Source organism: Propioniciclava sp. LT294 (assembly GCF_059516005.1).
Genome location: NZ_JCAKNG010000009.1, coordinates 23,911 through 47,355, shown reverse-complemented (window position 1 = coordinate 47,355; position 23,445 = coordinate 23,911). Strand labels below are relative to the sequence as shown.

Sequence of the window (23,445 nt, the reverse complement as noted above, 5' to 3'; positions counted from 1 at the left end):
GGCGGACCCGAGCGGGACCGGTCCCCACCCGGGTGCCTCGACGGGTTGAATGGTTTCCATGGGCCCCGGTGGGCATTCCGACTCCGTCACCGGGGCGACGTCACGGCTGCGGGTCAGTCCCGGTCTTGCACCGGAGTTCCCCCAAGCGGGTCCGGCGTCACTATAACCGTGCGCGACGAGCGGGGACGAATCGCTGTGCCGACAGGCAACCGGGGCGCGGGAACCTGGTTCCCGCACCCCGGTTGGGTCGTCGTGGTGGACGAGGGCTGCTACTTGAAGGCGTCCTTGACGCCGTCGGCGACGTTGCGGCCGGCTTCCTTGACGTTCTCGCCCGCCTGCTTGGCCTTGGCGCCGACCTGGTCGGCCTTGCCCTCGGCTTCGAGGCGTTCATTGTCGGTCAACTCACCGGCGGTCTCCTTGACCTTGCCGCCCAGCTCCTCGGCCTTGTTCGAGATTCTGTCTCCGATACCCATGAGCACTCCTCTCCAGCCCCGGTGTTCCCGGTTGCTTGTAGGAGATCGAGGCTAGGCGGAGGGGCTTTCAGATGCAAGGGGTGCCACCTCGAACACCCGGAATCCCTTCGCGGACGCCGTCCTGTCGCAGCGGTAGCCCTGCTCGCCCAGCCAGCGCTGCAGTGAATCGGCGCCCAGGTTCCGGCCGACCACCAGCCGGGCGACGCCGCCCGGGGCCAAGCGTGCCAGCCAGCGGAGCAGCAGCGCGTGGAGGGCCTCCTTGCCGATGCGGATCGGCGGGTTCGACCAGATCTCGTCGTAGCGGGCGTCCGGGTCGGCGTCGTCGGGGAGTGACGCGTGGACACGGTCGCCCACGCCGTTCGCGGCGGCGTTGAGTCGGGTGAGGGCGACCGCCCGCTCGTTGGTGTCGACGGCGTCCACCCGTGCGCTCGGCGCCGCCGACGCCGCGGCCACGGCCAGCACGCCGTACCCACAGCCCAGGTCGAGGATGCGCTGGGCGCCGGCGTCCGGGGTGTGCGTGCGCAGCAGGACCGCCGTGCCCTGGTCGAGGCCGTCCCCGGAGAACACGCCGGCCGCCGTCGTGAACGTCCAGTCGGTGTCCCAGAAGCGGACGCCGATGCTGCGGCGCCGCTCATCGGAGGTGGGGGTCTCGAAGTAGTGGGTCATGGCTGCCTCTCGTCGCGGCGGGCACGGGACTCGGCCTGGCGGGCCGACAGGTGGTCGTCGGCGGGGTAGCCGACCTCCTCCAGGACCAGGCCGTGTGGGGGGAGGACGGTGACGTCCCCGGCGCGCGTGGGCTGGTCGACGAGGCCCGCGAGCCAGGCGGCGTCCCGCTGGCCGGTGCCGACGGCGACCAGGGCGCCCACCACCGAGCGGACCATCGAGTGGCAGAACGCGTCGGCGCGCAGGGTGACCTCGACCAGGCCGGTGGCGGGGGAACGCTCGGCGTGGCACGCGAGCATCTCGCGGATCGTGGTCGCGCCCTCGCGGCGCTTGCAGAAGGCCCCGAAGTCGTGGAGCCCGACCAGCGATCGGGCGCCGGCGTCGACGGCGGCGACGTCGAGCGGACCGCGGACGCGGACGGCGGTGTGGCGCTGGAGCGGGTCCGGGGCCGCGTCGGCCAGGCGGAACGTGTACCGGCGCCAGATCGCGGCGAACCGGGCGTCGAAGCCGTCCGGGGCGATCGTGACGCGGTGGACCACGAGGTCCTCGGGCAGGACGCGGTCCAGCCGTCGGAGGAGTTCGGCCGCGACATCGGGGTCGGGGAGGTCGACGTGGGCGACCTGCCCCCGGGCGTGGACGCCGGCGTCCGTGCGCCCGGCCACGGTGAGGCGTGCGGGGTCGGCCAGCCGCAAGACGGTGGAGATCCAGTGCTCGAGCGTGCCCTGCACCGTGCGCAGGCCCTCCTGGGCGGCCCAGCCGTGGAAGTCCCGGCCGTCGTAGGCGAGGTCGAGCCGGTACCGGGTGGTCACAACGGGAGCTCTCCACGCGGCGAGGCGAGCGGCTCCCGGTGCACCAGGTCACCCACCGTGCCCACCCCGTCGGAACCCTCGGCGCGCGCGTAGGTCAGGTCCAGGACCGCACGCCCGGCGTCCAACCCCCGCTGCTCGTACTTGGTGAACGGACGCTCGGCCCACCGGGGTGCCCAGCCGCCGTGGACGTTGACCAGGCCGGGTGCGACGTCGAGGACCTCGCGCATGGCGTCCGCGTAGTCCTGCCAGTCGGTGGCCAGGCGCCACAGGCCGTCGGGGGTGAGTCGGGAGGCGACCAGCGCGGCGAACTCGGGGCTGACGAGGCGGCGCTTGTGGTGGCGGGGCTTGTGCCACGGATCGGGGAAGAACGTCCACAGCTGGGTGATCGTGGCCGGCGCGAAGAGGTGCTCCAGGCCCTCGACCCCGTTGGCCAGCACGACACGCACGTTGGTGAGCCCGTGGCGGTTGATGCGGCTCAGCGTGGACGCCACCGCGGGCTGGAAGACCTCGAAGGCGACGACGTCCGCCTCGGGGTGCCGCTCGGCCAGCGCGACGAGCGCCTCGCCGCGTCCGGACCCGATCTCGACGAACAGGGGGGCGCGGCGTCCGAACTCGACCTCCCAGTCGACGTGGGCGTCGGGGTGGACGGACGTGGACAGTTCGCGGGCGGGCACGTCCACGACGAACTTTTCCGCCAGCGTCGTCCATGCCTTCTCCTGCGACGCGTTCATGCGCGCGGAACGGCGGACATAGGACACCACCTCGCGGTGGATGCGGGGACGGTCGGGACGCGGCACCCAGCGAGGATACCGGCCCGGTACCGTGGAGGAGGAACGGAAAGGACACCCCATGCGTTTCCTCTTGAACATCATCTGGCTTCTCTTCGGTGGCATCTGGCTCGCCCTCGGCTACTTCCTCTTCGGGCTGCTGGCCTGCCTGCTCGTCATCACCATCCCGGTGGGGGTGGCGTCCTTCCGCATGGGCGCCTACGCGTTGTGGCCCTTCGGCAAGACCGTGGTGTCCAAGCCCCGGTCCGGCGCGGGCTCGGCGATCATGAACGCGATCTGGTTCGTGTTCGGTGGCCTCTGGCTGGCACTGGGGCACGTCACCACGGCGGCCGCGCAGGCCGTGACCATCGTGGGTATTCCCCTGGCCATCGCCAACATCAAGATGATCCCGGTCACGTGTTTCCCGTTCGGCAAGGAGATCGTGGATTCCGACAGCATTCCCGCCGGAATGGAGCCGATCTTCCGGATCTGACGGCTCATCGCCGCAAGATGTAGCGTGGTGACGTGTTCGACGCGTTCCTGTTCTCCTCCACGCTGCTGACGCTCTTCGTCATCCTCGACCCGCCCGGGCTACTGCCGGTCTTCCTCGGGCTCACGCGCGGGATGACACCCAGGCAGCAGCACCGCGCTGCGCTGGGGGCGTCCATGGTCGCGTTCGGGGTGATCGGCATGTTCGCGATCTTCGGGCGGCTCATCCTCGACCACCTGCACATCACCATCGAGGCACTCCAGGTCTCGGGAGGGCTCCTCCTGCTCCTGGTGGCCCTGCAGTTGTTGACCGGGGTGGGGGAGGGTGAGGTGCCCGAGCCGGGTACCAATGTCGCCATCGTCCCGCTCGGCATCCCCCTGCTGGCCGGCCCCGGATCGATCGTGGCGATGATGCTGGCCGTCCAACAGGCCCGTCCGGCCGGTCCGTGGGGCTACGTCACGGTCGGCCTGGGCCTGGTGGCGGCCCTCGTGCTGGTGTGGGTGTTCCTGCGCTTCGCGGGTGCGATCCAGCGCGTCCTGCGCACCTCCGGCACCGTGCTCCTCACGCGCGTCGCCGGCATGTTGCTGGCCGCCATCGCGGTCCAGATGTTCGCCGACGGGGCCCTGGAGTTCCTGCGCCAGGTCTGAGTCCCGGCACATGGTGGCAACCGTGGTGCGGCACTTGCATCGGGGCCTATTCTTCCTGCATGCGGGACGAGGATGGCAACGGCGCGGCGGCGCGATGGTTCGCCGACGTCACCACCCGGATCCGGGAGGCGCTGCCGCGCGCCGTCCAGCGGGTCCTGCCGATCACCTTCATCGGCTACGCGATGATCAACGGCAGTGCGTTCCTGTTGGACATGGGCTTCCTGGCGGTCATCACCCAGTGGTGGGAGCTGCCCTACAGCCTCGCCTTCTCCATCGGCTACGCGTTGGCCTCGATCTATGCCTTCTTCCTCAACCGCTGGCTGAACTTCCGTGAGCACGGCGACCTGGGCAAGCAGTCGGGCAAGTACGTCTTCGTCATCGTCAGCAACTACGTGATCTGGATCGTCGGCTTCGCCTCCCTGCTCGACGTGCTGGGGGTCCACGTGATGGTGGCGCGCGTGATGGCCGCCTGCCTGGAGGGGCTCTACATCTACCTGCTGCTGCGTCTGTGGGTGTTCCCGCGCCGGCGCGGTTCGGCTGGGATCGTCCGGGGTGAGGGCGTGACCCCGCAGCCCGCCCCCGACATCGCAGCCTGACGCCACCCGGAACTGCGTGGCGGGACGCACGAGCCCGCCCCCTGTGGGGAGCGGGCTCGCGTGGCGTGGCGGTCAGTCCTTCTTCTTGGTGTACTTCTCCACGAGGTTGGCCGGCAGCAGCTCGTACCCGCGGAAGGTCCGGGTGAACGTGCCCCCGCCCTGGGCCAGGCCGCGCAGGTCGATCGCGTAACGGGACATCTCCAACTGCGGGATGACCGCGGTGATGGTGACCTTCCGGCCGTCGGAGTCGGTGCCCTGCACCTGCCCGCGGCGTCCGGAGATGTCGGTCATCACGGACCCCATGTGCTCCTCACCGACGGTCACCGTGACGAGGTCGACGGGCTCGAGCAGTGCCACGTTCCTGCCGACCACCGCGGCCTCCTTCAGTGCGGCCGCAGCCGCCATCTGGAACGCCATGTCGGAGGAGTCCACCGAGTGGGCCTTGCCGTCGAACAGGGTCACGCGGACGTCCACCATCGGGAAGCCGGCGATGACGCCCTTCTCCAGTTGGGCCTTGGCGCCCTTCTCCACGGAGGGGATGAAGTTGCGCGGCACCGCGCCGCCCACCACCTTGTCGACGAACTCGAAGCCGGCGCCGCGCTCCAGCGGCTCGACGTCGATGTTCACCACGGCGTACTGGCCGTGCCCGCCGGACTGCTTGACGTGGCGTCCGACCGCCGTCGCCTTCGCGGTGAAGGTCTCCCGCAGGGCGATCTTCACCTCCTCCTGCTCGACGTTGACGCCGTAGCGCTCCTTCAGCCGGTTCAGCAGCAGGTCGGCGTGGGCCTGGCCCGTCGTCCACAGCACGAGCTGGTCGGACGCCCCGCGCGCGAGCCGCACCGTGGCGTCCTCGACGGCCAGGCGCTGCAGGGCGGTGGACAGCTTGTCCTCGTCGTTGCGCGTGGCGGCCCGGATGGCCAGCGGGAGCAGGGCCTTGGGCATCTTCCAGTTCGGGACGACCACGGCGTTGTCCGGGGCGGAGAGCGTGTCCCCCGTCTCGGCGGTGGTCAGCTTCGGCAGCATCACGATCTCGCCCGCGATGGCGGACGTCTGGGGCTTGAGCTCGGTGCCCACCGCCCGTTGGATGATGCCGACCTTCTCGTCGTCGTCGTGGTCGCGCTCCTTGTCGTCGTCCTGGACCTCGTCGAAGAACGAGCGGTGCCCGGAGATGTGCACGACGTCGTCGGTGCGCAGGGTGCCGGAGAAGATCCGGACCATCGAGAGGCGGCCCGCGAACGGGTCGGTCGTGGTGCGGATCACCTGGGCGACCAGCGGTGCGCCGGGGTCCGACGGGGCGGGCGGCTCCTGCTCGCCGGTCAGCTTCACGGGGCTGGGGTTCGGGTGGAGGCTCGGGGTCGGGAAGCCGTGCTCGATGAGGCTCAGCAGTTCCTCGGTGCCCAGGCCGCTGGACTGCACGACCGGCACGACGGGGAACAGGTTCGCGCCCGCGGTGGCCTTCATCAGGTCGTCGAGCAGCTTGTCGCGACCGGGGTCGTCGCCTTCGAGGTAGGTGTCCATGAGTTCCGCGTCGTCGGCCTCCTCGATGAGGCCCTCGATGAGTGGGCCGCGGTGGGGCTCGATCAGGTCGTCGTGCGCCTCGTCGCCCTCGTGGAGAACGGGCTCGCCCCCGGTGTAGTCACGGAAGCGGCGTGAATGGACGCCGACGGTCCCGGTGATGTTCGCGCCCGTCCCGACGGGCACGTGCGTCGGCAGGACGCCGTCGCCGAACTTCGCCTTCAGCTCCGCCACGACCGTGTTGAAGTCGGAGTGGGCGGCGTCCAGCTTGGTGAGGGCGATGACCCGGGGGAGCCCCGCCTCCGCGCACTCCTCCCACAGGGCCTGGGCGGCGCCGTCGATGCCGTCGGCGGCGCTGACCACGAAGATCGCGGCGTCCGCGGCGCGCAGGCCGGCGCGCAACTCGCCCACGAAGTCGGGGTGGCCGGGGGCGTCGAGGAGGTTCACGAAGACGTCACCCGTCACGAGCGACGCGAGGTAGAGCTGGGAAAGACGCTCGGCGTCCTGCTTCTCGCCCCTGTAGCCGGCGACGCGCGCCCGCAGCAACTGCTCGAACAGCGACGTCTTGCCCGACCCCGCATTGCCGACCAGTACCACGTTGCGTACATCGTCCGGATTGTTCACCTGGACCTGTCCGTTGTTCACCTTTGAACTCATGGGTTCACCTTGCCACTGGTCAGGGTGACTTGCGAGGGTTTGACGAATGTGTCCTACACCCTGTCGTTGATGCGGTGGCGAGGGCTTGCGCGGTGCCCGCGGCGTTTTGACCGGCTGCCGGGGGCCGGGGTAATCTGGACCGCTGTTGCGCTGTGACGTGTCCGGGGAGGCGTCCAGCGATATCCCTGCAGCTCCCCGATGACAGATGGGTTACCCGCCGTGTCCACGTACACTCCCAAGCCTGGTGACGTCACCAGGAACTGGCATGTGATCGACGCCTCCGACGTCGTCCTCGGCCGTCTGGCCGTCACTGCCGCCACCCTCCTCCGCGGCAAGCACAAGCCGAGCTTCGCGCCCCACGTCGACGGTGGCGACTTCGTCATCGTCGTCAACGCCTCCAAGATCGCCCTGACCGGCAACAAGGCCACCACCAAGATGGCCTGGCGCCACTCCGGCAACCCGGGTGGCCTGACCGGCGTCCCCTACGGCGAACTGCTGGCCACCGACCCGCGCAAGGCCGTCGAGCGCGCGGTCTGGGGCATGCTCCCGAAGAACAAGCTGAGCCGCCAGATCATCAAGAAGCTCAAGGTCTACGCGGGCCCCGAGCATCCCCACGCCGCGCAGAAGCCGCAGCAGTACGAGATCACCCAGATCGCCCAGTGAGCCAAGGAACCAACGTGACCGACACCACCACTGAAGACGTCCTCGACGACGAGATCATCCCGTTCACCGACGAGGCCGACCGCGAGATCGCGTACCGCGCCGAGGGCACTCCCTCGTCCGCGACCCCGGGCTCCCGTCCCGCCGTCGTCGCCCCGGGTGCTGCCACCGGCCGCCGCAAGGAGGCCATCGCCCGCGCCCGCCTCGTCCCCGGCACCGGCCAGTTCAAGATCAACGGCCGCACGCTGGAGGAGTACTTCCCCAACAAGCTGCACCAGCAGACCATCAACGAGCCGTTCGTGACGGCCGCGGTCGAGGGCTCCTACGACGTCATCGCCAAGATCGTCGGCGGCGGCGTGACCGGGCAGGCCGGTGCGCTGCGTCTGGCCATCGCCCGTGCGCTGAACGCCATCGACGTCGAGGCCTCGCGCCCGGCGCTGAAGAAGGCCGGGCTGCTCTCGCGTGACGCCCGCGTCAAGGAGCGCAAGAAGGCCGGTCTCAAGAAGGCCCGCAAGGCGCCGCAGTACAGCAAGCGCTGACCGCCGTGCCCAGGCTCTTCGGTACCGATGGTGTCCGGGGCAAGGCGAATGTCGACCTCACCGCAGAGCTCGCTCTCGAGCTCTCGGTGGCGGCCGCGCACGTCCTCGGCGAGTCCGGGGCTTTCGAGGGTCACCGTCCGGTGGCCCTCGTTGCGCGTGACCCCCGTGCCTCTGGCGAATTCCTCGAGTCCGCCGTCGTGGCCGGGCTCGCCTCGGCAGGCGTCGACGTCATCCGCGTCGGCGTCGTGCCGACCCCGGGGGCGGCCTTCCTGGTCAGCCACCTGGACGCCGACCTCGGCGTCATGCTCTCGGCCTCGCACAACCCCATGCCCGACAACGGCATCAAGTTCTTCGCCCGTGGTGGCGTGAAGCTCGATGACTACCTGGAGGACATGATCGAGGCCCGTCTGGGCCAGGAGTGGGAGCGCCCGACCGGCGAGCGTGTGGGCCGTGTCTCGGACCGTCCCGAACTCGTCGAGGCCTATGTCGCCCACCTGGTCTCCTCACTGGGGACCGAGGGCAGCCTGCACGGCCTCAAGGTGGTGCTCGACTGCGCCAACGGCGCGGCGTTCATGACCGGTCCGGCCGCGTTCGAGGCCCAAGGGGCGGACGTGACCACGATCCATGCCGAGCCCACCGGCCTCAACATTAACGAGAACGCCGGCTCGACCCACATGGGCGCACTCCAGGCGGCCGTCAAGCACCACGGCGCCGACCTCGGCTTCGCGTTCGACGGGGACGCCGACCGCTGCCTGGCGGTGGACGCCGAGGGCAACCTCATCGACGGCGACCAGATCCTGGCGATCCTGGCGCTCGCGTTGAAGGAGTCGGGATCCCTGCACTCCGACACGGTCGTGGCCACCGTCATGAGCAACCTGGGCTTCTTCCAGGCCATGGCCGCGCACGGTGTCCGGGTCGACCAGACCAAGGTGGGCGACCGCTACGTGCTGGAGTCGATGAACGCCAACGGGTTCACGCTCGGCGGCGAGCAGTCCGGCCACGTGATCATGAGCGAGTTCGCGACCACCGGTGACGGCGTCCTGACGGCCCTGCACGTGGCCGCCCAGGTCGTGTCGTCGGGGCGTACGCTGGCCGACCTCGGTTCGGTCATGACCCGCCTCCCGCAGGTCATGATCAACGTCAAGGGCGTCAACAAGGCCCGCGCCGGCATCGACCCCGAGGTCAACTCGGCGGTCACCGCGGAGGGCCGGGCGCTGGGCTCCGCCGGCCGCGTGCTGCTGCGTCCTTCGGGCACCGAGCCGGTCGTCCGGGTCATGGTCGAGGCGGAGACGACCGAGCGGGCCACCGAGGTGGCCGAGCGTCTGGCGTCCGTCGTGCGGGAGCGTCTGGCCCTCTGATCGTCAGCGTGGGGGTGGTCGCCTGGCCTCAGGTGACCACCCCTTCTTGACCTCCCGAGTTGGCGCCGGGGCAGGAGTTCGGGCGGTCAACGATGTCGGACAGCTGTTCGAGGGGCCCCGGACGTGTGGAGATCCACGCCGATCCTGTGGACGACGCCTTTGCGATGACCCACGCCGCGCACCATCGCCCATCGTCCGCCGTATGACACCGACACCCCGCGCTGTCCGGGCCCGCGCAGCCCAACGCGAACGACAACGCCGGCTGCGCATCGGAGCCGACCTCGCCGCTCCGCATGACGGCGTCACCACGCTCGCGGCGCTGCTGGACGCCGGCCTGACCCGCGGGCAGGTCCAGACCCACGTCGAGCACGGCGCCTGGCACAGGGTCGGCCACCACACCGTGAGCGTGCTGGGACCCGACGTCGACGGACGCGCCGCCTGGTGGCGGGCCCTGTGGGAGTCCGGGAGCGGCGCGGTCCTCGACGGTGCCGTGGCCCTCGTCGCGGCCGGTCTCAAGGGCTGGGAGCCGCGCTCCATCGATGTCACCGTCCCCAACCGGGCGAAGGTGCGGGCCATCGCGGGCGTCCGCCACCATCGCCTGCGCGAGCGTGCCCCGACGGCCGGTGGGGCCCTGCGGCGCACCCGCCCTGAAGTGGCGGCCATCCGGGCGGCACAGTGGGCGGTCTCCGACACCGAAGCGGCGACGATCCTGGCGATGACGGTGCAGCAGCGCCTGTGCACCGCGGCGGCGATGCTGGCGCGCTGGCAGACGGTGGGCAGGTCCAACCGGCGGGCGCTCCTGGACGCGGTCGTCCAGGACCTCTGCAACGGTGCCCACTCACTGGGAGAGCTGGACTTCGCCCGGCTCTGCCGTGAACGCGGCCTCCCTGAACCCTCGCGGCAGGTGCTGCGGACGGGACCCAAGGGCTCGGTGTACCTCGACGTCCACTGGGAGGCCGAAGGTGTCCGGGTCGAGATCCAGGGGGCGCACCACGAGGACGGGCTGGCGCCGGTTCGGGACGCCCTGCGCGCCAACGACCTCGCCATCGCCGGGGTGGCCGGCATCGCGCTGGAGATCCCGGTGCTGGGGTTGCGGGTGGATCCGGAGGGGTTCATGCGTCAGGTCGAGCGCGCCTTGGCCGAGGGGAGGCGGCGCCTCCGGTCGGAGCGCCCGGGGCGGTGACGCCAGAGCCGACCGGCACTCCTCGACCGCCCCAACTCGCGCCCCGGCGCGACGAAGGGTGGTCGAAGAGGGGTGGTCGAGGGGTGGTCGAACGGTCGGCACTGCCTGCTCACAGACCCCGGGGCCTACTCTGTGCTGCGACACCACGAGAAAGGGGCATGAATGTCGGCGTCCGCGCTCCGTCCGACGATGCCGCGCGGGGTGTCGGACGTCCACGCCTGGCTGGCCGGGGCGCCCCTCAGTGTCACCCTGGCGCTCCTCCTCGTCGTCATCCGGTTGGTCGCCGTCGCCTGGCCCGGGGTGGGAGCTGTGCTGGCAGTCTCCCCCTCGGACCCGACGAGGCTCTGGACCTTGGTCACCGCCCTCACCTGGACCGGTTCGTGGCCCATCCTCCTCGGCGCGCTCGTCCTCGTCCTGACGGCGGGGGTCTGGAGCGAGCGAACGATGGGCAGTGCGCGCTTCCTGGTCGCGGGTGCCGCGAGTGCGGCCGGGGGAGTGCTGGTGCTGCAAGCCCTGTACCCGGCCCTGGCGTCTGTGGACGCACGGTGGGCCTCCCACCTGTCCTCGACCGTCGTCGGCAGCGGAGGCGCCTTCGTCGTCGGTGCCCTCGCGGCCGGGAGCGCGCGCCTCGACCCGCTGTGGCGGCGCCGCGTCCGCACATCGGTGCTGGTGTCCCTGGCCACCATCGTGGGGTTCGGTGGGGGTGCCGGCGACGTGGTCGGGCTGGCGGCGGCGCTGGTCGGGCTGCTGCTGGGGGTGCTCGCCTGGCGCCGGGGTGCCCCCCACCGGTCGCTCGTCGGCACGCCGCACGACGCCCGCGCCCTGGTCTCACTCGTGGTGGTCGCGGTGACGGTCGGCACGCTGCTGTCGGCGTTCTCGACGTTCCCGGTGGGCCCGCTGGCCCCGGCACGGTACGGGGTCGAACCCCAGCTGCTGGATCCGCAGACCATCTCCTCCCTGTGCGCGGACCCGGGCACGGTGCGGCAGTGCGCGCAGGCCACCTACGCCGCGCGCACGCGGGGGCTGGGCCCGACGGTGCTCGCGATCATGCCGCTGCTCCTGCAACTGGTGCTGGCCGACGGGCTCCGCCGCGGGCGCCGGGTGGCCGCGGTCGGGACGGTCTCGCTCCAGCTGCTCGGGGCGCTGCTCGCCGGCCTCCACATGGCGGCCGTGTGGTGGGTCGTCCGGTCCTCGGCCCAATCCGCCGGCCCCCTCGGCCTGGGTGCCCACGGCGTCCCCGCGGCGCGCCTCGTGGTGCCGGTCCTGGTCCCGCTCGGCCTGGCGCTGTTCGTCCTGTTCCACGGCCGCGCGTTCCGCGTCGCCACGCGGCCCGAGGCGCTGCGCCGGTGGGCCACGGTGGTGGCCCTCGCCCTCTCCACGACGTTCGCCCTCATGCTCGCCTTCGGGGCCACCGTCGATGAGCAGTTCGTGCCCGAGGCGTCCGTGGCGGCTCTGGCCGCCGACTTCGGGGTGCGTCTGCTCCCGTCCGGGGCGTTGGCGCTCCTCACCCCCACGCTGGAGCCCACCACCCCGTTGGCCGTCACCATCGCCGAGTGGTCGCCCATCCTCGTGTGGGCGGTGGGCGCGGCGTCGCTCCACCGCACCCTGGCCGGCACCCCCCTCACCCGCGGCGGTGATGCCTCCACCCTGGTCGACCTGGTCCGGTCCCGTGGCGCGGGCACGCTCGGCTGGATGCTGACCTGGCCGGGCCGCGACGTGTGGCTGGACGAGGAGGACGAGGCCGGGGTGGGGTACCGGGCCGGCAACGGCGTGGCCCTCACCGTGACCGATCCGGCATGCGCGGCCGACGCCGTGGAGAGCGCGGTCGTCGGCTTCGCCACCTTCGCCGCCCAGCACTCCCTGACGCCGGCGCTGTACTCCGTCCACGAGCCGGTGGCGGCCGCCGCGCGACGCCTGGGCTGGACGACCGTGCAGGTGGCCGAGGAGGCGGTGCTGGACCTGGGCCGCCTCAGCTTCACCGGTAAGGCGTTCCAGGACGTCCGAACCGCGCTGAACCGGGCGGGCAAGGACGGCATCCGGGCCGAGTGGACGACCTGGGCCTCGGCCCCGGCCGGTCGACGTGACCAGATCAGGGCCATCGGTGCGGCCCGTGCCACGGGCAGGTCCCTGCCCGAGATGGGGTTCACCCTGGGTGGGCTCGAGGAACTCCAGGACGACGAGACGCGGTTGCTCCTGGCCGTGGACGCCGACGGCACCGTCCACGGGGTCACCTCCTGGCTGCCCGTGCACCGAGCCGGCCTCGTGGTCGGACGGACACTGGACGTCATGTGGCGACGCGAGGGCGGGTTCCGCCCCGTCATGGAGTTCCTCATCGCGCGGGCGGCCCTCGACGCCCAGGCCGAGGGCCTGGAGGTCCTGTCCCTGTCCGGAGCGCCCCTGGCGCGCAGTGGGCCGGCCCCCGACGGTGTGGTGTCCCGCCTGGACCCCGTGCTGGACCTGCTGGGCGCCATCCTCGAGCCGGCGTACGGGTTCCGGTCCCTGCTCGCGTTCAAGAAGAAGTTCGGGCCCCGGTTCGAGCCGCTCCACCTGGCCGTGCCCGACATCATGGACGCCCCGGCCGTCGGCCTGGCGGTCGCCCGGGCCTACCTGCCCGACCTGAGCGCTGCGGACGCCGCGCGGTTCGCCCAGAGGCTGGTGTCCCGTGATTGAGGCGCTGGGGTCCCTCCCGCTCCTGGGGTGGTGGGCCGCGCCGCTGGCGTACGCGGTGGCCGCGGTCGTCGTGGCGGTCTCGTGGTGGCGTCACACCCGGTACCTCCCCGCAGGCGGTCGGGCGGCCGTGGTGGCCGGGGCCCTCGCGGTCGGCCTCCTCGGCTGGGTCGCGGTGGACGTCTGGTGGCGGCCCGTCGCCGACGGGGTGGGCGGCTACGTCTTCGCCTGGCTCGGGGTGCTCACCCTCGTCGTCCTGCAGCAGGTGGCCGGGGGATCGGCTCCGGCGCGGCGGGCGCACCGCGAGCGACGCACCCCCGGGTGGGTGGTCGCACGAGTGGCCGCCGGCCTGCTGGCGGTGACGGTGGCGGTCGGTGCCGCCGCGCTGGCGACCAACGCCCACCTCTCGGCCTACCGCACGGTGGGGGCTGCGTTCGGGCTCAGGCTCCGGGTCGTCCCGCTGGCGGGCCTCGCCGGGGTGGGGTCGCTGAGCACCGCGCCCCGTCCGCAGGGCCCGCTGGAGGCGCACTGGCGGCCACCGGCCGGGCTGCCCACCCGCGGCCAGGTGGCATCGGCGGACATCCCCAGCAGTGACCCCCGCTTCACGCCGCGCAAGGCCCTCGTCTACCTCCCGCCGGCGTACCTGGTCGACGGGCGTCCGGAGCTGCCGGTGCTGGTGCTGCTGGCCGGCCAGCCCGGCGAGCCGCGCGACTGGCTCACCGCCGGGCGCCTCACCGACACGATGGACGACTACGCCGCCCGGCACGGGGGACTGGCCCCCGTGGTGGTCATCCCCGATCCGCTGGGCGCCACCACCGCGAACCCGCTGTGCAGTGACGCCCGGCTGGGCAGGGTCGCCACCTATCTCCAGTCGGACGTCCCGGCGTGGATCACCCGCACCCTCCAGGTCGACGAGGACCCGGCGCACTGGGCCATCGCGGGCCTGTCCAACGGCGGCACGTGCGCGCTGCAGGTGGTCACCAGGGATCCCGCGCCCTACCGGACGTTCCTCTCCCTGTCCGGGGAACTGCACCCCAGCCTCGGCACCCCGGCCCAGACGATCGCGCAGGGCTTCGGCGGGGACGCCGCCGCCTACGCGGCCAACGACCCCCTGACCCTGCTGGGCCGTGGCCGCTACGACGGGGTGGCCGGGATCTTCTCCGCGGGCCGGGACGACCACGACTTCCTGGCGGCGGCCGAGCGGCTCCAGGCCGCGGCCCGGGCGTCCGGCATGGCGACCGAGTTGCGCACCTACCCGGGGGGCCACGCGTGGACGGTGTGGTCGATGGCCCTGGCCGACCAGGCGGGCTGGTTGGGCTCCAGGCTCGGCATCACCGCCTGACTCACACCCGGCGGATGCGGATCCACTCGATGTCGTGGGAGCTGTCCTTGCGCAGGATCGCGGTGGCCCGGCCGCGCGTGGGCAGGATGTTCTGCAGGTGGTTGGGGCCGTTGATGGTGTCCCAGATCCCCTCGGCGTAGGCACGGGCCTCGTGGATGCCCATCTCGGCGAACCGCGCGAAGTACGAGCGCGGGTCGCGGAAGGCGCTCTCCCGCAGGGCCAGGAAGCGCTCCAGGTACCAGGCGCGGAGGTCGGCCTCGTCGGCGTCCACGTAGACCGTGAAGTCGAAGAAGTCGCTCACCGCGAGCGAGGACGATCCGGACTGGCGCCGGCGGGCCGGCTGGAGGACGTTGAGCCCCTCGACGATGAGGATGTCGGGTTGGTTCACGGTGATGAACTCACCGGGCACGATGTCGTAGACCAGGTGGCTGTACACCGGGGCGTGCACCTGGGGCACGCCCGACTTCACGTCCATGACGAAGCGCAGCAGGGCGGAGCGGTCGTAGCTCTCGGGGAAGCCCTTGCGTTCCATCATCCCGCGGCTCCGCAACTCGGCGTTGGGCAGGAGGAACCCGTCCGTGGTCACCAGGTCGACGCGGGGGCGACCGGGCAGTTGGGCGAGCAGTTCGACCAGGAGGCGCGACGTGGTCGACTTGCCCACGGCCACCGAGCCGGCCACACCGATCACGAACGGGGTCTTGCCCTCCGACAGGCCGAGGTAGGAGTGCGTGTTGCGGTACAACAGGCCGGTCTGGGCGACGTACAGGTTGACGAGTTCGGTCAGGGGGACGTAGACGTCACGCACCTGCGCCAGGTCGATGGTGTCCAGCCGGGACCGGATGCGCTGCAGCGTCTCCTCCGTGAGGTGCACCGGCATCTGTTCGGCCAACTCCGCCCACTTCCGCCGGTCGGCCAGGATGTAGGGCCCGAACTCGTCGACCCCGGACGAAGCGGGTTCGGACGGTGGCGGGGTGGGCGGTACGCTGAATCCCATGTGCGGAATTATCGGCTATGTCGGGCCCCAGGGTGCCCAGAAGGTCCTCGTGGACGCTTTGAGGCGCATGGAGTACCGCGGTTATGACTCGGCCGGGATCGCCTTGGTGGGGTCCGACGGCCTCGCGTCGGCGAAGAAGGCGGGCAAGCTCGTCAACCTCGAGAACGAGCTCGAGGCCTCGCCCATCCCGGACGCCAACATCGGCATCGGCCACACCCGCTGGGCGACCCACGGCGCCCCGTCGGACGCCAACGCCCACCCGCACATCTCCGCCAACGGCCGCGTCGCGCTGATCCACAACGGCATCATCGAGAACTTCGCCGCCCTGAAGGCCGAACTGGCCGCCGACGGCGTCGAGTTCGCCTCCGAGACCGACAGCGAGGTCGCCGCCCAGCTGCTCGGTCGCGAGGTGGAGGCCGGCCACGGTCTGGCGGACGCGCTGCGTGCCGTCTCCCGCCGGCTGGAGGGCGCCTTCACCCTGGTCGCGGTGGACACCGCCGAGCCCGGCACCCTGGTCGCCTCCCGCCGCAACAGCCCGCTGGTCGTGGGCGTCGGGGAGAACGAGATGTTCGTCGCCTCCGACGTCGCCGCCTTCATCGAGCACACCCGCGAGGCCGTGGAGATGGGGCAGGACGAGGTCGTCGAGGTCACCGCCGACGGCTACCGGGTCACGGACTTCGACGGCAACGAGACCCAGGGCAAGCCGTACCACATCGACTGGGACCTGTCGGCCGCCGAGAAGGGTGGCTTCGACTGGTTCATGCGCAAGGAGATCCACGAGCAGCCCGAGGCCGTGGCCGCCACGCTGCTGGGCCGCTTCGACGCCGACCGCCGCCTGACCCTCGACGAGGTCCGCATCAGCGAGGCCGAGCTCCGCACCATCGACAAGATCGTCGTGGTCGCCTGTGGCACCGCGTTCTACGCCGGCCTGGTCGCCAAGTACGCCATCGAGCACTGGACGCGCATCCCCTGCGAGGTCGAGATCGCCTCCGAGTTCCGCTACCGCGACCCGATCATCACCGGCCGCACGCTCGTGGTGACCATCTCCCAGTCGGGCGAGACCGCGGACACCCTCATGGCCGTCCGCCACGCCCGCGAGCAGGGCGCGAAGGTCATCGCGATCTGCAACACCAACGGCTCCACGATCCCGCGCGAGTCGGACGCCGTGCTCTACACCCACGCCGGCCCCGAGATCGGTGTGGCCTCCACCAAGGGCTTCCTGACCCAGGTCGCCGCCTGCTACCTGCTCGGCCTCTACCTGGCCCAGGTGCGCGGCACCAAGTTCGGCGACGAGATCGCCGGGATCATGCGCGAGTTGGAGTCGATGCCGGCCAAGATCCAGCAGGTGCTGGACGCCCAGCAGCAGGTCCTCGACCTGGCCGCGGAGCTCAAGGACGCCAAGACGGTCCTGTTCCTCGGTCGCCACGTCGGCTACCCGGTGGCGCTCGAGGGCGCGCTGAAGCTGAAGGAGATCGCCTACCTGCACGCCGAGGGCTTCCCGGCGGGCGAGCTGAAGCACGGCCCGATCGCCCTCGTCGAGGAGAACCTGCCGGTCTTCGTGATCGTGCCGCCGCAGGGCCGCGACCAGCTGCACGACAAGGTCATCTCCAACATCCAGGAAGTGCGTGCGCGCGGCGCCCGCACGATCGTCCTGGTGGAGGAGGGCGACCACGAGGTCGAGCCCTACGCGGACACGCTGATCAGGCTGCCGCGGGCGTCCACGATCCTCCAGCCCCTGCTGGCCACCGTGCCGCTGCAGTTGTTCGCCTGCGAGCTCGCGACCCTGCTCGGCCACGACGCGGACCAGCCGCGCAACCTGGCCAAGTCCGTCACCGTCGAGTGACGCGGTGATCATCGGGATCGGTGTCGACGTCTGCTCGGTCCAGCGCATCGCGGACGCGTGCGCACGGCCGGGCTTCACCGACCGCGTGTTCACCCTCGCCGAGCAGAAGGGCTCCGACCAGACGATGGCGGGGCGCTTCGCCGCCAAGGAGGCCCTCGCCAAGGCGCTGGGCGCGCCGGGCGGCCTGCGCTGGGACGACTGTGAGGTGCTCTCGGACGAGACCGGACGCCCTTCGCTGGTCGTCGCCGGGAGCGTCGCCGAGCGCGTCGAGGAACTCGGGATCTCGCGCCTGCACGTGTCGATCAGCCACGACGCCGGCGTGGCCGTCGCGATGGTGGTCTGCGAGGGCTGACTACACGCGCAGTCTGCGTCCGGTCCGCCGCGTGTGGTCCAGTTGGCGGGCCGTGTGGAGCTGCTCGCGCTTGAGGGCGATCGCCTCCTCGTAGTGGCCCACCAGCTGGGTGCAGATGCCCGTCCACGTGCGCGGTGCCGTCGCCTCGCGTGCGGCCCGGCCCATCGCGGTGCGCTTGCCGTCGTCCCCGACCAGGTCGCGGACGTGGTCGCGCAGGCCCAGCAGGTCGCCCGGCTCGTACAACCAGCCCGTACGGGAGGGGTCGACGAGGTCGAGGGGGCCACCGGCCGCCGGCGCCACCACCGGCACCCCGGACGCCATGGCCTCCTGGATGGTCTGCCCGAAGGTCTCCAGCTCGCCGGGGGTCACGAAGACGTCGAAGCCGGCCACCGCGCGGGCGAGTTCCTCACCCTTGAGGGTGCCGGTGAACACGGCGTCGGGCAGGCGCTGCTGCAGGGGCTCGCGCGAGGGGCCGTCGCCGACGATGACGACGCGGGTGCCCGGGAGCCCGGCGAGCACGTGCAGGTCCTCGACCTGCTTCTCGGGGGCGAGGCGTCCCAGGTAACCCACGATCCGCTGGCCGTCCGGCGCCCAGGTGGCGCGCAGCGCGTCCGACCGCTTGGCGGGGTGGAACAGGGTCGCGTCGACGCCGCGGCCCCAGATCCGCAGGTCGGAGACCCCGAGGGAATCGAGTTGGGCCCGGCTGACCGAGCTCGGCACGAGGTTCAGGGTGGCGGCCTGGTGGGTCCAACGGACGCGCTGCCACAGGTAGGCCTCGAGCGCCGGGATGCCGTACCGGCGGGCGTACTGGGGGACGTCGGTCTGGAACACGGCCACACTGGGGATGCCGAGTTCGCGAGCGGCCAGTGCGGCGCGGTACCCGACGTTGATCGGCGAGGCCAGGTGGACGACGTCCGGCTTGAAGTCGGCCAGCGTCCACTCCAGCGAGATCTGGGGAGTGGTGCACACGCGCACCTGCATGAAGCCGGGGAACGCCACCGAGGCCATCTGCATGACGGGGGCGCCGCGGTAGGAGGTGGGGGCCCCCGGGGCCTCGGGGGCCAGCAGCAGCACGTCGTGCCCGTGGTCGATCAGGTGGTCCAGCACCTTGAGCACTGAGTTGACCACGCCGTTGACCTCGGGCAGGAACGATTCGGTGATGATCGCCACTCGCACACCTGTAGAACACCGTGCCAACGTGCACGGATGCGCGACATTGCATGACGTGTCGGTGAACGCTCGGTGACCGGCAGGACCGCCTGCGCTCGCGGGGGCCTCTGGGGTAACATGGGTCGGGTTTTTCCACCCGCGCTCTCACCACGAAGGTTCTCATGTCCGACGACGCTGCCCTCGAGCTCGCCACGGCCGTCCTGCCCGACGGACGCGCGTTGACCGTGCGCCTGGCCGAGGTGGCGGACGCCGAGGTGGCCCTCGACCTCATGCACGCCGCCTTCCGCGCGCGTCCCGTGGTGGGGGAGGCACCCGAGGCGCTCACCGATGACGTCGCCTCGGTCCGCGCCCGCATCTCCCACGGGACGGGTTACCTCGCCTTCCTCGACGGGACCCCGGTGGGCCTGGTGATGGCGGCCCGACAGCACGGGGCGATGCGCCTGGGGCGGGTCGGGGTCCTGCCCGACCACCGCCAGCAGGGCGTCGCCGCCTTCCTCGTCCAGGTCGTGCTGGAGCACCTCGCGGCCACGGGTGAGGAGCACGTGCACCTGCTGGCGCGCAAGGAGTTCCCGCAGATCCAGGCGTGGTGGGCCAAGCTGGGTTTCGTGCCCGACGACGAGGAGGGCAACTGCGTCGTCATGACGCGGCCGCTCCCGGTCGCGGTCGAGGTGCCGGACGCCGACGCCATGCGGGCGTTGGGGGAGCGGCTGGCCCCCGTCCTGCGCGCCGGTGACCTCATCATCGCCTCCGGTGACCTCGGCGCCGGCAAGACCACCCTCGCCCAGGGCATCGGTGCGGGGCTCGGGGTCGCGGGGCCCGTCATCTCGCCGACTTTCGTGCTCTCGCGTGTCCACCGCTCGCTGGGGGACGGCCCGGCGCTGGTGCACGTGGACGCCTACCGCCTCGGCTCGTTCGCCGAACTGGAGGACATCGACCTCGAGGAGTCGCTGGACACCGCCGTGACGCTCGTCGAGTGGGGCTCCGGCATCGCCGAGGGGCTGGCCCCGAACCGCCTGGAGGTCGACATCCGCCGGGGCATGGACCCCGAGGACGACACCCGCTGGGTGTTCCTCACCCCCATCGGGCCTCGTTGGAGCCGGACCCGGCTCGCGAAGGCCGCCTCTGGAGCAAGGGAGACCGCATGATCACCACGCTCGCCGTGGACACCTCGACCGTCGTCGCCGCCGGGGTGGCCGTGTCAGGCCGGATCGTGGCGTCGGCCCGCGTGGACGACACCCGCGCGCATGCCGAGGAGCTGATGCCGCTCGTCCAGCGTGTGGTCGCCGAGGCGGGCATCACGCTCGCCGACGTCCAGCGCATCGTCGCCGGGGTCGGTCCCGGGCCCTTCACCGGCCTGCGCGTCGGCGTCGTCACCGCGCTGACCCTCGGTGAGGCGCTGGAGGTCCCCGTCTCCGGCGCCTGCTCGCTGGACGCCGTGGCCGCGGCCTGGGCGTCAGCGGGGGCGCCCGAGGAGTTCCTCGTCGTCTCCGACGCCCGCCGCAAGGAAGTGTTCTGGGCCCGCTACGACGGGGGCGGTCACCGTCTGTCCGGCCCTGCGGTCTCCGCGCCGGACACGCTGCCCCCCCTGCCGCTGGCCGGGCCGGGCGCGCACCTGGTCGGTGAGGTCGTCGGGCCCGTCGACCTGGACGCCGGCTGGCTCGCCGCCGGCGACTTGCCCGACGCCGGGCTGGAGCCGCTGTACCTGCGGCGTCCGGACGCCGAGGTGCCGACCAGGGTGAAGTCGGCCCTGCCCCAGCCGAGACTGGCCCTGCGGCGGACCAAGTGACGATCACCTCGGCCGCGCAGGGCGATCTGGCGCAGATCGTGGCGCTGGAGGAGCAGTTCACCGAGGCGCGGTGGAGCGAACGGTCGTGGGCCGACGAGCTGGGCTCCGACCGGGCCCTCACCCTCGTCGCCAAGGACCGCTGGGGGCGGCTGCAGGGCGTGGCCACCTTCAACTGCGTCGAGGACGTCGCCGACCTGAACCGGGTCGTCGTCTCCCCCGAACACCGCCGCAACGGCATCGCCCGCCGCCTGCTCGCCGCCGGGTTCGAGTGGGCCGAACAGGTCGGGGCCGGGCGGGTGCTGCTCGAGGTCGAGGCCGGCAACGCGCCGGCGGTGACCCTGTACGAGTCGTTGGGCTTCGCGGTGCTGGCGCGCCGCGCGAACTACTACGGCCCCGGGCTGGACGCGCTGGTCCTGGAGCTGCCCCTGGAGAGTGAGTCATGAGCGAACCCCTGGTGATCGGCATCGAGTCGAGCTGCGACGAGACCGGCGTCGCGATCGTCCGCGGCCACGAACTGCTGGCCAACGAGGTCGCGAGCTCGGTGGAGCAGCACGTCCGCTTCGGCGGCGTGGTGCCCGAGGTGGCCTCCCGCGCCCACCTGCAGGCCATGGTCCCGACGCTGCGCCGGGCCATGGCGGCGGCCGACATCGACCTGTCCGAGGTGGACGGTGTCTGCGTGACCGCGGGCCCCGGCCTCATGGGGGCGCTGGTCGTCGGCCTGTCCGCGGCCAAGGCGCTCGCGGTCGCGCTCGACAAGCCGCTGTACGGCCTGAACCACCTCGTCGGTCACGTGGCCGTCGACATGCTCGACCACGGGCCGCTGCCCGAGCGCTTCGGTGCGCTGCTCGTCTCCGGGGGCCACACGTCGCTGCTGGTGGTCGACGACATCACCAGCTCGATCACCGAGGTCGGGTCGACCATCGACGATGCCGCGGGCGAGGCCTACGACAAGGTCGCGCGCCTGCTGGGGATGGGCTACCCCGGCGGTCCGGTGATCGATCGGGTCGCGGCGGACGGCGACCCGAGGGCGATCGCGTTCCCGCGCGGGCTGACGGCCCGGCACGACCTCGAGAAGCACCGCTTCGACTTCTCCTTCTCCGGCCTCAAGACCGCCGTGTCCCGCTGGGTGGAGACCGAGCGGCGCGCGGGGCGTCCGTTCGCGGACGCCGACGTGGCGGCCTCGTTCCAGGAGGCGGTCGCGGACGTCCTCACCGCCAAGGCGATGGACATGTGCGACCACTTCGGCCTGGACACGATCGTGCTCGGGGGCGGCGTCGCCGCGAACTCGCGCCTGCGCGGGTTGCTGGCCGAACGGGCGCAGGAGCGCGGGGTGACCGTGCGGCGTCCGCGTCCCGGCCTGTGCACCGACAACGGTGCGATGATGGCCGCCCTCGGCGCGGAGGTGGTCCGCCGTGGCCACCGGCCCTCGTCGCTGTCCATCGGTGCCGACTCCGGGCTGCCCATCTCGACCGTGCTGGTCTGAGCCCCGTCGTGTCGAACCAGAGCCGCGCCCACCTGCTGCTGGTGGTCTGCTCGGCCATCTGGGGTTTCGCCTTCGTCGCCCAGCGGCTCGGCGCCGAGCACCTGGGCGCCTACTCGTTCAACGCGTCCCGCGGCGTTCTCGGGGCGGCGGCCCTGCTGCCGCTGGTCTGGTTCCTGGACCGGCGCGCACGCCTGAGCCCCACCGAGTCGGGGCAGGCGTGGTTGAGGGTGGTCAAGCCCGGGGTGTTCATCGGCCTGATGTTCTTCGGTGGCCAGACGCTGCAGCAGCTCGGGGTGGAGCGGACCACCGCCGGCAATGCGGCGTTCGTGACCGGCCTCTACATGGTCCTGGTGCCGATCGCCGGGCGGTTCTTCGGGCAGCACACCACGGCGTTCACCTGGGTGGGCATCCTGCTGGCGGTGCCCGGGTTGTTCCTGCTGACCTGGACGGGGACCGGTATCGGCCCGGGCGACCTGCTCGTGCTCGTCGGGACCCTGTTCTGGACGTTCCACATCCTCGGCGTCGGCCGCGTCGCGCCGCACGTGGATCCCATCCGCCTGTCGGTGGCCCAGTTCGTCGTCATGGCTGGGCTCTCGGCGCTCGTCGCGCCGTTCGCCGAGGATGCCCCCTTCGCCGGGCTGGTGCCGGCGCTGGGTGCCGTCCTGTTCGCGGGCCTGCTGTCGACGGGCGTCGGGTTCACCCTGCAGGTCGTCAGCCAGCGCCACGCCCGGGCGTCCATCGCGGCCATGATCATGTCGCTGGAGGCGATGTGGGGGGCCCTCGGTGGGGCGTTGTTCCTGGGGGAGCGGCTCACGCTGCAGGGATACCTGGGTGCGGCGCTCATGATGGCGGGCATCATGCTGGCGCAGCTGCCCAGCCGTGCCGACCGGGCCCGGGAGGCCGCGCTGGCGGCGTCCGGGCGGGCCGGATGAGGTTCACCCCGGTCATCGGCACGCTGGCGTACGTGCTGCGTGGCGACGACGTGCTGCTGGTGCACCGGACCTTCCGCGGCGGCGACGCACACCTCGGCAAGTACAACGGGCTGGGCGGCAAGCTCGAGCCCGGCGAGGACGTCGTCTCCTGCATCCGCCGGGAGTTGCGCGAGGAGGCCGGCATCGAGGCCACGTCGCTCCGGCTGCGCGGCACGATCAGCTGGCCCGGGTTCGGGGCGGACGGGGAGGACTGGTTCGGCTTCGTCTTCCTCGTGGACGCCTTCACCGGCGAGCCGCCGTCGGAGAACCTTGAGGGCACGCTGCACTGGGTGCCCCGCGCGCGGCTGCTGTCGGGGGAACTGCCCCTGTGGGAGGGGGACCACACCTGGCTGCCGCTCGTGTTCGACGAGGGCGTCGGCCAGTTCCACGGCGTGATGCCCTACCGGGACGGCCGGCCGGTGGATTGGCTGGTGACCACCATCGACGAACCGGGCCGCGGGGGCAGGTCGCCTCGCTAGG

General features: G+C 71.8%; 24 protein-coding genes and 1 riboswitch. Of the genes, 17 read left to right on the top strand and 7 right to left on the bottom strand.

From position 1 onward, the window contains the following. Positions 1-50 precede the first annotated feature (50 nt). Positions 51-165: riboswitch (cobalamin riboswitch) on the bottom strand. A 104-nt stretch (positions 166-269) separates the two neighbouring features. From AC5YDA_RS11880 to trmB, 4 genes are read right to left on the bottom strand one after another with little or no spacing between them, the layout of a single operon-like run. Further along, on the bottom strand, positions 270-473 hold the full coding sequence (locus AC5YDA_RS11880) for a CsbD family protein (protein WP_496189922.1): 204 nt from the start codon (positions 471-473) through the stop codon (positions 270-272). A gap of 51 nt (positions 474-524) precedes the next feature. Beyond that, complete coding sequence (locus tag AC5YDA_RS11875) at positions 525-1,139, bottom strand: class I SAM-dependent methyltransferase (RefSeq protein WP_496189923.1); 615 nt, start codon at positions 1,137-1,139, stop codon at positions 525-527. Further along, positions 1,136-1,945, bottom strand: a complete 810-nt coding sequence (truA, locus tag AC5YDA_RS11870) for a tRNA pseudouridine(38-40) synthase TruA (RefSeq protein ID WP_496189924.1) — start codon at positions 1,943-1,945, stop codon at positions 1,136-1,138. Before truA ends, AC5YDA_RS11875 begins: the two co-directional genes overlap by 4 nt. Continuing rightward, positions 1,942-2,742 (bottom strand): tRNA (guanosine(46)-N7)-methyltransferase TrmB, encoded by an 801-nt coding sequence (trmB, locus tag AC5YDA_RS11865; protein WP_496193034.1) that lies wholly within the window; start codon positions 2,740-2,742, stop codon positions 1,942-1,944. The genes truA and trmB overlap by 4 nt, the downstream gene beginning before the upstream one ends. A gap of 52 nt (positions 2,743-2,794) precedes the next feature. Here trmB and AC5YDA_RS11860 point away from each other — a divergent pair, with 52 nt between their 5' ends. The 3 genes from AC5YDA_RS11860 to AC5YDA_RS11850 all read left to right on the top strand — a co-directional run bounded on the left by AC5YDA_RS11860 (position 2,795) and on the right by AC5YDA_RS11850 (position 4,445). After that, positions 2,795-3,205, top strand: a complete 411-nt coding sequence (locus tag AC5YDA_RS11860) for a YccF domain-containing protein (RefSeq protein ID WP_496189926.1) — start codon at positions 2,795-2,797, stop codon at positions 3,203-3,205. Positions 3,206-3,237: 32 nt separating this feature from the next. Further along, positions 3,238-3,849: a MarC family protein gene (locus AC5YDA_RS11855; RefSeq protein WP_496189927.1), complete on the top strand. Its 612-nt coding sequence runs from the start codon at positions 3,238-3,240 to the stop codon at positions 3,847-3,849. 182 nt (positions 3,850-4,031) lie between these two features. Continuing rightward, positions 4,032-4,445 (top strand): GtrA family protein, encoded by a 414-nt coding sequence (locus tag AC5YDA_RS11850; RefSeq protein ID WP_496189957.1) that lies wholly within the window; start codon positions 4,032-4,034, stop codon positions 4,443-4,445. 72 nt (positions 4,446-4,517) lie between these two features. Here AC5YDA_RS11850 and AC5YDA_RS11845 read toward each other — a convergent pair whose 3' ends face one another. Further along, positions 4,518-6,617 (bottom strand): elongation factor G-like protein EF-G2, encoded by a 2,100-nt coding sequence (locus AC5YDA_RS11845; protein ID WP_496189928.1) that lies wholly within the window; start codon positions 6,615-6,617, stop codon positions 4,518-4,520. Between the two features lie 219 nt (positions 6,618-6,836). Here AC5YDA_RS11845 and rplM point away from each other — a divergent pair, with 219 nt between their 5' ends. The 6 genes from rplM (at position 6,837) to AC5YDA_RS11815 (ending at position 14,366) form a co-directional block, all read left to right on the top strand. Continuing rightward, entirely contained in the window at positions 6,837-7,280 is a 444-nt protein-coding gene (rplM, locus tag AC5YDA_RS11840; RefSeq protein WP_496189929.1) for a 50S ribosomal protein L13, read from the top strand. A 14-nt stretch (positions 7,281-7,294) separates the two neighbouring features. Then, positions 7,295-7,816, top strand: a complete 522-nt coding sequence (gene rpsI / locus AC5YDA_RS11835; protein WP_496189930.1) for a 30S ribosomal protein S9 — start codon at positions 7,295-7,297, stop codon at positions 7,814-7,816. A 5-nt stretch (positions 7,817-7,821) separates the two neighbouring features. Next, the gene (gene glmM, locus AC5YDA_RS11830) at positions 7,822-9,174 is read left to right on the top strand and encodes a phosphoglucosamine mutase (RefSeq protein WP_496189931.1); all 1,353 of its coding nucleotides are present in this window, start codon (positions 7,822-7,824) and stop codon (positions 9,172-9,174) included. Between the two features lie 202 nt (positions 9,175-9,376). After that, positions 9,377-10,357: a hypothetical protein gene (locus tag AC5YDA_RS11825; RefSeq protein ID WP_496189932.1), complete on the top strand. Its 981-nt coding sequence runs from the start codon at positions 9,377-9,379 to the stop codon at positions 10,355-10,357. A gap of 162 nt (positions 10,358-10,519) precedes the next feature. Then, on the top strand, positions 10,520-13,027 hold the full coding sequence (locus AC5YDA_RS11820; protein WP_496189933.1) for a bifunctional lysylphosphatidylglycerol flippase/synthetase MprF: 2,508 nt from the start codon (positions 10,520-10,522) through the stop codon (positions 13,025-13,027). Then, positions 13,020-14,366, top strand: a complete 1,347-nt coding sequence (locus tag AC5YDA_RS11815) for an alpha/beta hydrolase (protein ID WP_496189934.1) — start codon at positions 13,020-13,022, stop codon at positions 14,364-14,366. Before AC5YDA_RS11820 ends, AC5YDA_RS11815 begins: the two co-directional genes overlap by 8 nt. A gap of 1 nt (position 14,367) precedes the next feature. Here the strand turns inward: AC5YDA_RS11815 and coaA are convergent, their stop codons facing one another. Continuing rightward, entirely contained in the window at positions 14,368-15,360 is a 993-nt protein-coding gene (gene coaA / locus AC5YDA_RS11810) for a type I pantothenate kinase (RefSeq protein ID WP_496189935.1), read from the bottom strand. Between coaA and glmS the strand changes: the two genes are divergently transcribed. Continuing rightward, a complete protein-coding gene (gene glmS / locus AC5YDA_RS11805) occupies positions 15,359-17,203 on the top strand; it encodes a glutamine--fructose-6-phosphate transaminase (isomerizing) (protein WP_496189936.1) in 1,845 nt (614 codons plus the stop codon). The genes coaA and glmS overlap by 2 nt on opposite strands. A gap of 4 nt (positions 17,204-17,207) precedes the next feature. Continuing rightward, a complete protein-coding gene (locus AC5YDA_RS11800) occupies positions 17,208-17,555 on the top strand; it encodes a holo-ACP synthase (protein WP_496189937.1) in 348 nt (115 codons plus the stop codon). Here the strand turns inward: AC5YDA_RS11800 and AC5YDA_RS11795 are convergent, their stop codons facing one another. Further along, a complete protein-coding gene (locus tag AC5YDA_RS11795; RefSeq protein ID WP_496189938.1) occupies positions 17,556-18,731 on the bottom strand; it encodes a glycosyltransferase family 4 protein in 1,176 nt (391 codons plus the stop codon). It lies immediately after the preceding gene. A 155-nt stretch (positions 18,732-18,886) separates the two neighbouring features. Here AC5YDA_RS11795 and tsaE point away from each other — a divergent pair, with 155 nt between their 5' ends. Genes tsaE through AC5YDA_RS11765 form a run of 6 tightly spaced genes read left to right on the top strand, consistent with a single transcriptional unit; the run spans position 18,887 to position 23,444 of the window. Further along, entirely contained in the window at positions 18,887-19,870 is a 984-nt protein-coding gene (gene tsaE / locus AC5YDA_RS11790) for a tRNA (adenosine(37)-N6)-threonylcarbamoyltransferase complex ATPase subunit type 1 TsaE (protein ID WP_496189939.1), read from the top strand. Then, on the top strand, positions 19,867-20,511 hold the full coding sequence (gene tsaB / locus AC5YDA_RS11785; protein ID WP_496189940.1) for a tRNA (adenosine(37)-N6)-threonylcarbamoyltransferase complex dimerization subunit type 1 TsaB: 645 nt from the start codon (positions 19,867-19,869) through the stop codon (positions 20,509-20,511). Before tsaE ends, tsaB begins: the two co-directional genes overlap by 4 nt. Next, positions 20,508-20,954 carry a GNAT family N-acetyltransferase gene (locus AC5YDA_RS11780; RefSeq protein ID WP_496189941.1) on the top strand — a complete coding sequence of 149 codons (447 nt, stop codon included), beginning with the start codon at positions 20,508-20,510 and terminating at the stop codon, positions 20,952-20,954. Before tsaB ends, AC5YDA_RS11780 begins: the two co-directional genes overlap by 4 nt. Then, on the top strand, positions 20,951-21,994 hold the full coding sequence (gene tsaD / locus AC5YDA_RS11775) for a tRNA (adenosine(37)-N6)-threonylcarbamoyltransferase complex transferase subunit TsaD (protein ID WP_496189942.1): 1,044 nt from the start codon (positions 20,951-20,953) through the stop codon (positions 21,992-21,994). Before AC5YDA_RS11780 ends, tsaD begins: the two co-directional genes overlap by 4 nt. 8 nt (positions 21,995-22,002) lie before the next feature. Next, complete coding sequence (locus AC5YDA_RS11770; RefSeq protein WP_496189943.1) at positions 22,003-22,926, top strand: DMT family transporter; 924 nt, start codon at positions 22,003-22,005, stop codon at positions 22,924-22,926. Then, positions 22,923-23,444, top strand: a complete 522-nt coding sequence (locus AC5YDA_RS11765; protein ID WP_496189944.1) for an NUDIX hydrolase — start codon at positions 22,923-22,925, stop codon at positions 23,442-23,444. Before AC5YDA_RS11770 ends, AC5YDA_RS11765 begins: the two co-directional genes overlap by 4 nt. Position 23,445: the final 1 nt, after the last annotated feature.

Excerpts from the sequence above, each read along its gene's own strand:
- AC5YDA_RS11825 (WP_496189932.1), top strand. The coding sequence starts at position 9,377 with ATGACACCGACACCCCGCGCTGTCCGGGCCCGCGCAGCCCAACGCGAA.
- coaA (WP_496189935.1), bottom strand. The coding sequence starts at position 15,360 with ATGGGATTCAGCGTACCGCCCACCCCGCCACCGTCCGAACCCGCTTCG.
- AC5YDA_RS11875 (WP_496189923.1), bottom strand. The coding sequence starts at position 1,139 with ATGACCCACTACTTCGAGACCCCCACCTCCGATGAGCGGCGCCGCAGC.
- AC5YDA_RS11845 (WP_496189928.1), bottom strand. The coding sequence starts at position 6,617 with ATGAGTTCAAAGGTGAACAACGGACAGGTCCAGGTGAACAATCCGGAC.
- AC5YDA_RS11765 (WP_496189944.1), top strand. The coding sequence starts at position 22,923 with ATGAGGTTCACCCCGGTCATCGGCACGCTGGCGTACGTGCTGCGTGGC.
- glmS (WP_496189936.1), top strand. The coding sequence starts at position 15,359 with ATGTGCGGAATTATCGGCTATGTCGGGCCCCAGGGTGCCCAGAAGGTC.
- tsaB (WP_496189940.1), top strand. The coding sequence starts at position 19,867 with ATGATCACCACGCTCGCCGTGGACACCTCGACCGTCGTCGCCGCCGGG.
- tsaD (WP_496189942.1), top strand. The coding sequence starts at position 20,951 with ATGAGCGAACCCCTGGTGATCGGCATCGAGTCGAGCTGCGACGAGACC.
- tsaE (WP_496189939.1), top strand. The coding sequence starts at position 18,887 with ATGTCCGACGACGCTGCCCTCGAGCTCGCCACGGCCGTCCTGCCCGAC.
- AC5YDA_RS11880 (WP_496189922.1), bottom strand. The coding sequence starts at position 473 with ATGGGTATCGGAGACAGAATCTCGAACAAGGCCGAGGAGCTGGGCGGC.
- AC5YDA_RS11860 (WP_496189926.1), top strand. The coding sequence starts at position 2,795 with ATGCGTTTCCTCTTGAACATCATCTGGCTTCTCTTCGGTGGCATCTGG.
- AC5YDA_RS11850 (WP_496189957.1), top strand. The coding sequence starts at position 4,032 with ATGATCAACGGCAGTGCGTTCCTGTTGGACATGGGCTTCCTGGCGGTC.
- AC5YDA_RS11820 (WP_496189933.1), top strand. The coding sequence starts at position 10,520 with ATGTCGGCGTCCGCGCTCCGTCCGACGATGCCGCGCGGGGTGTCGGAC.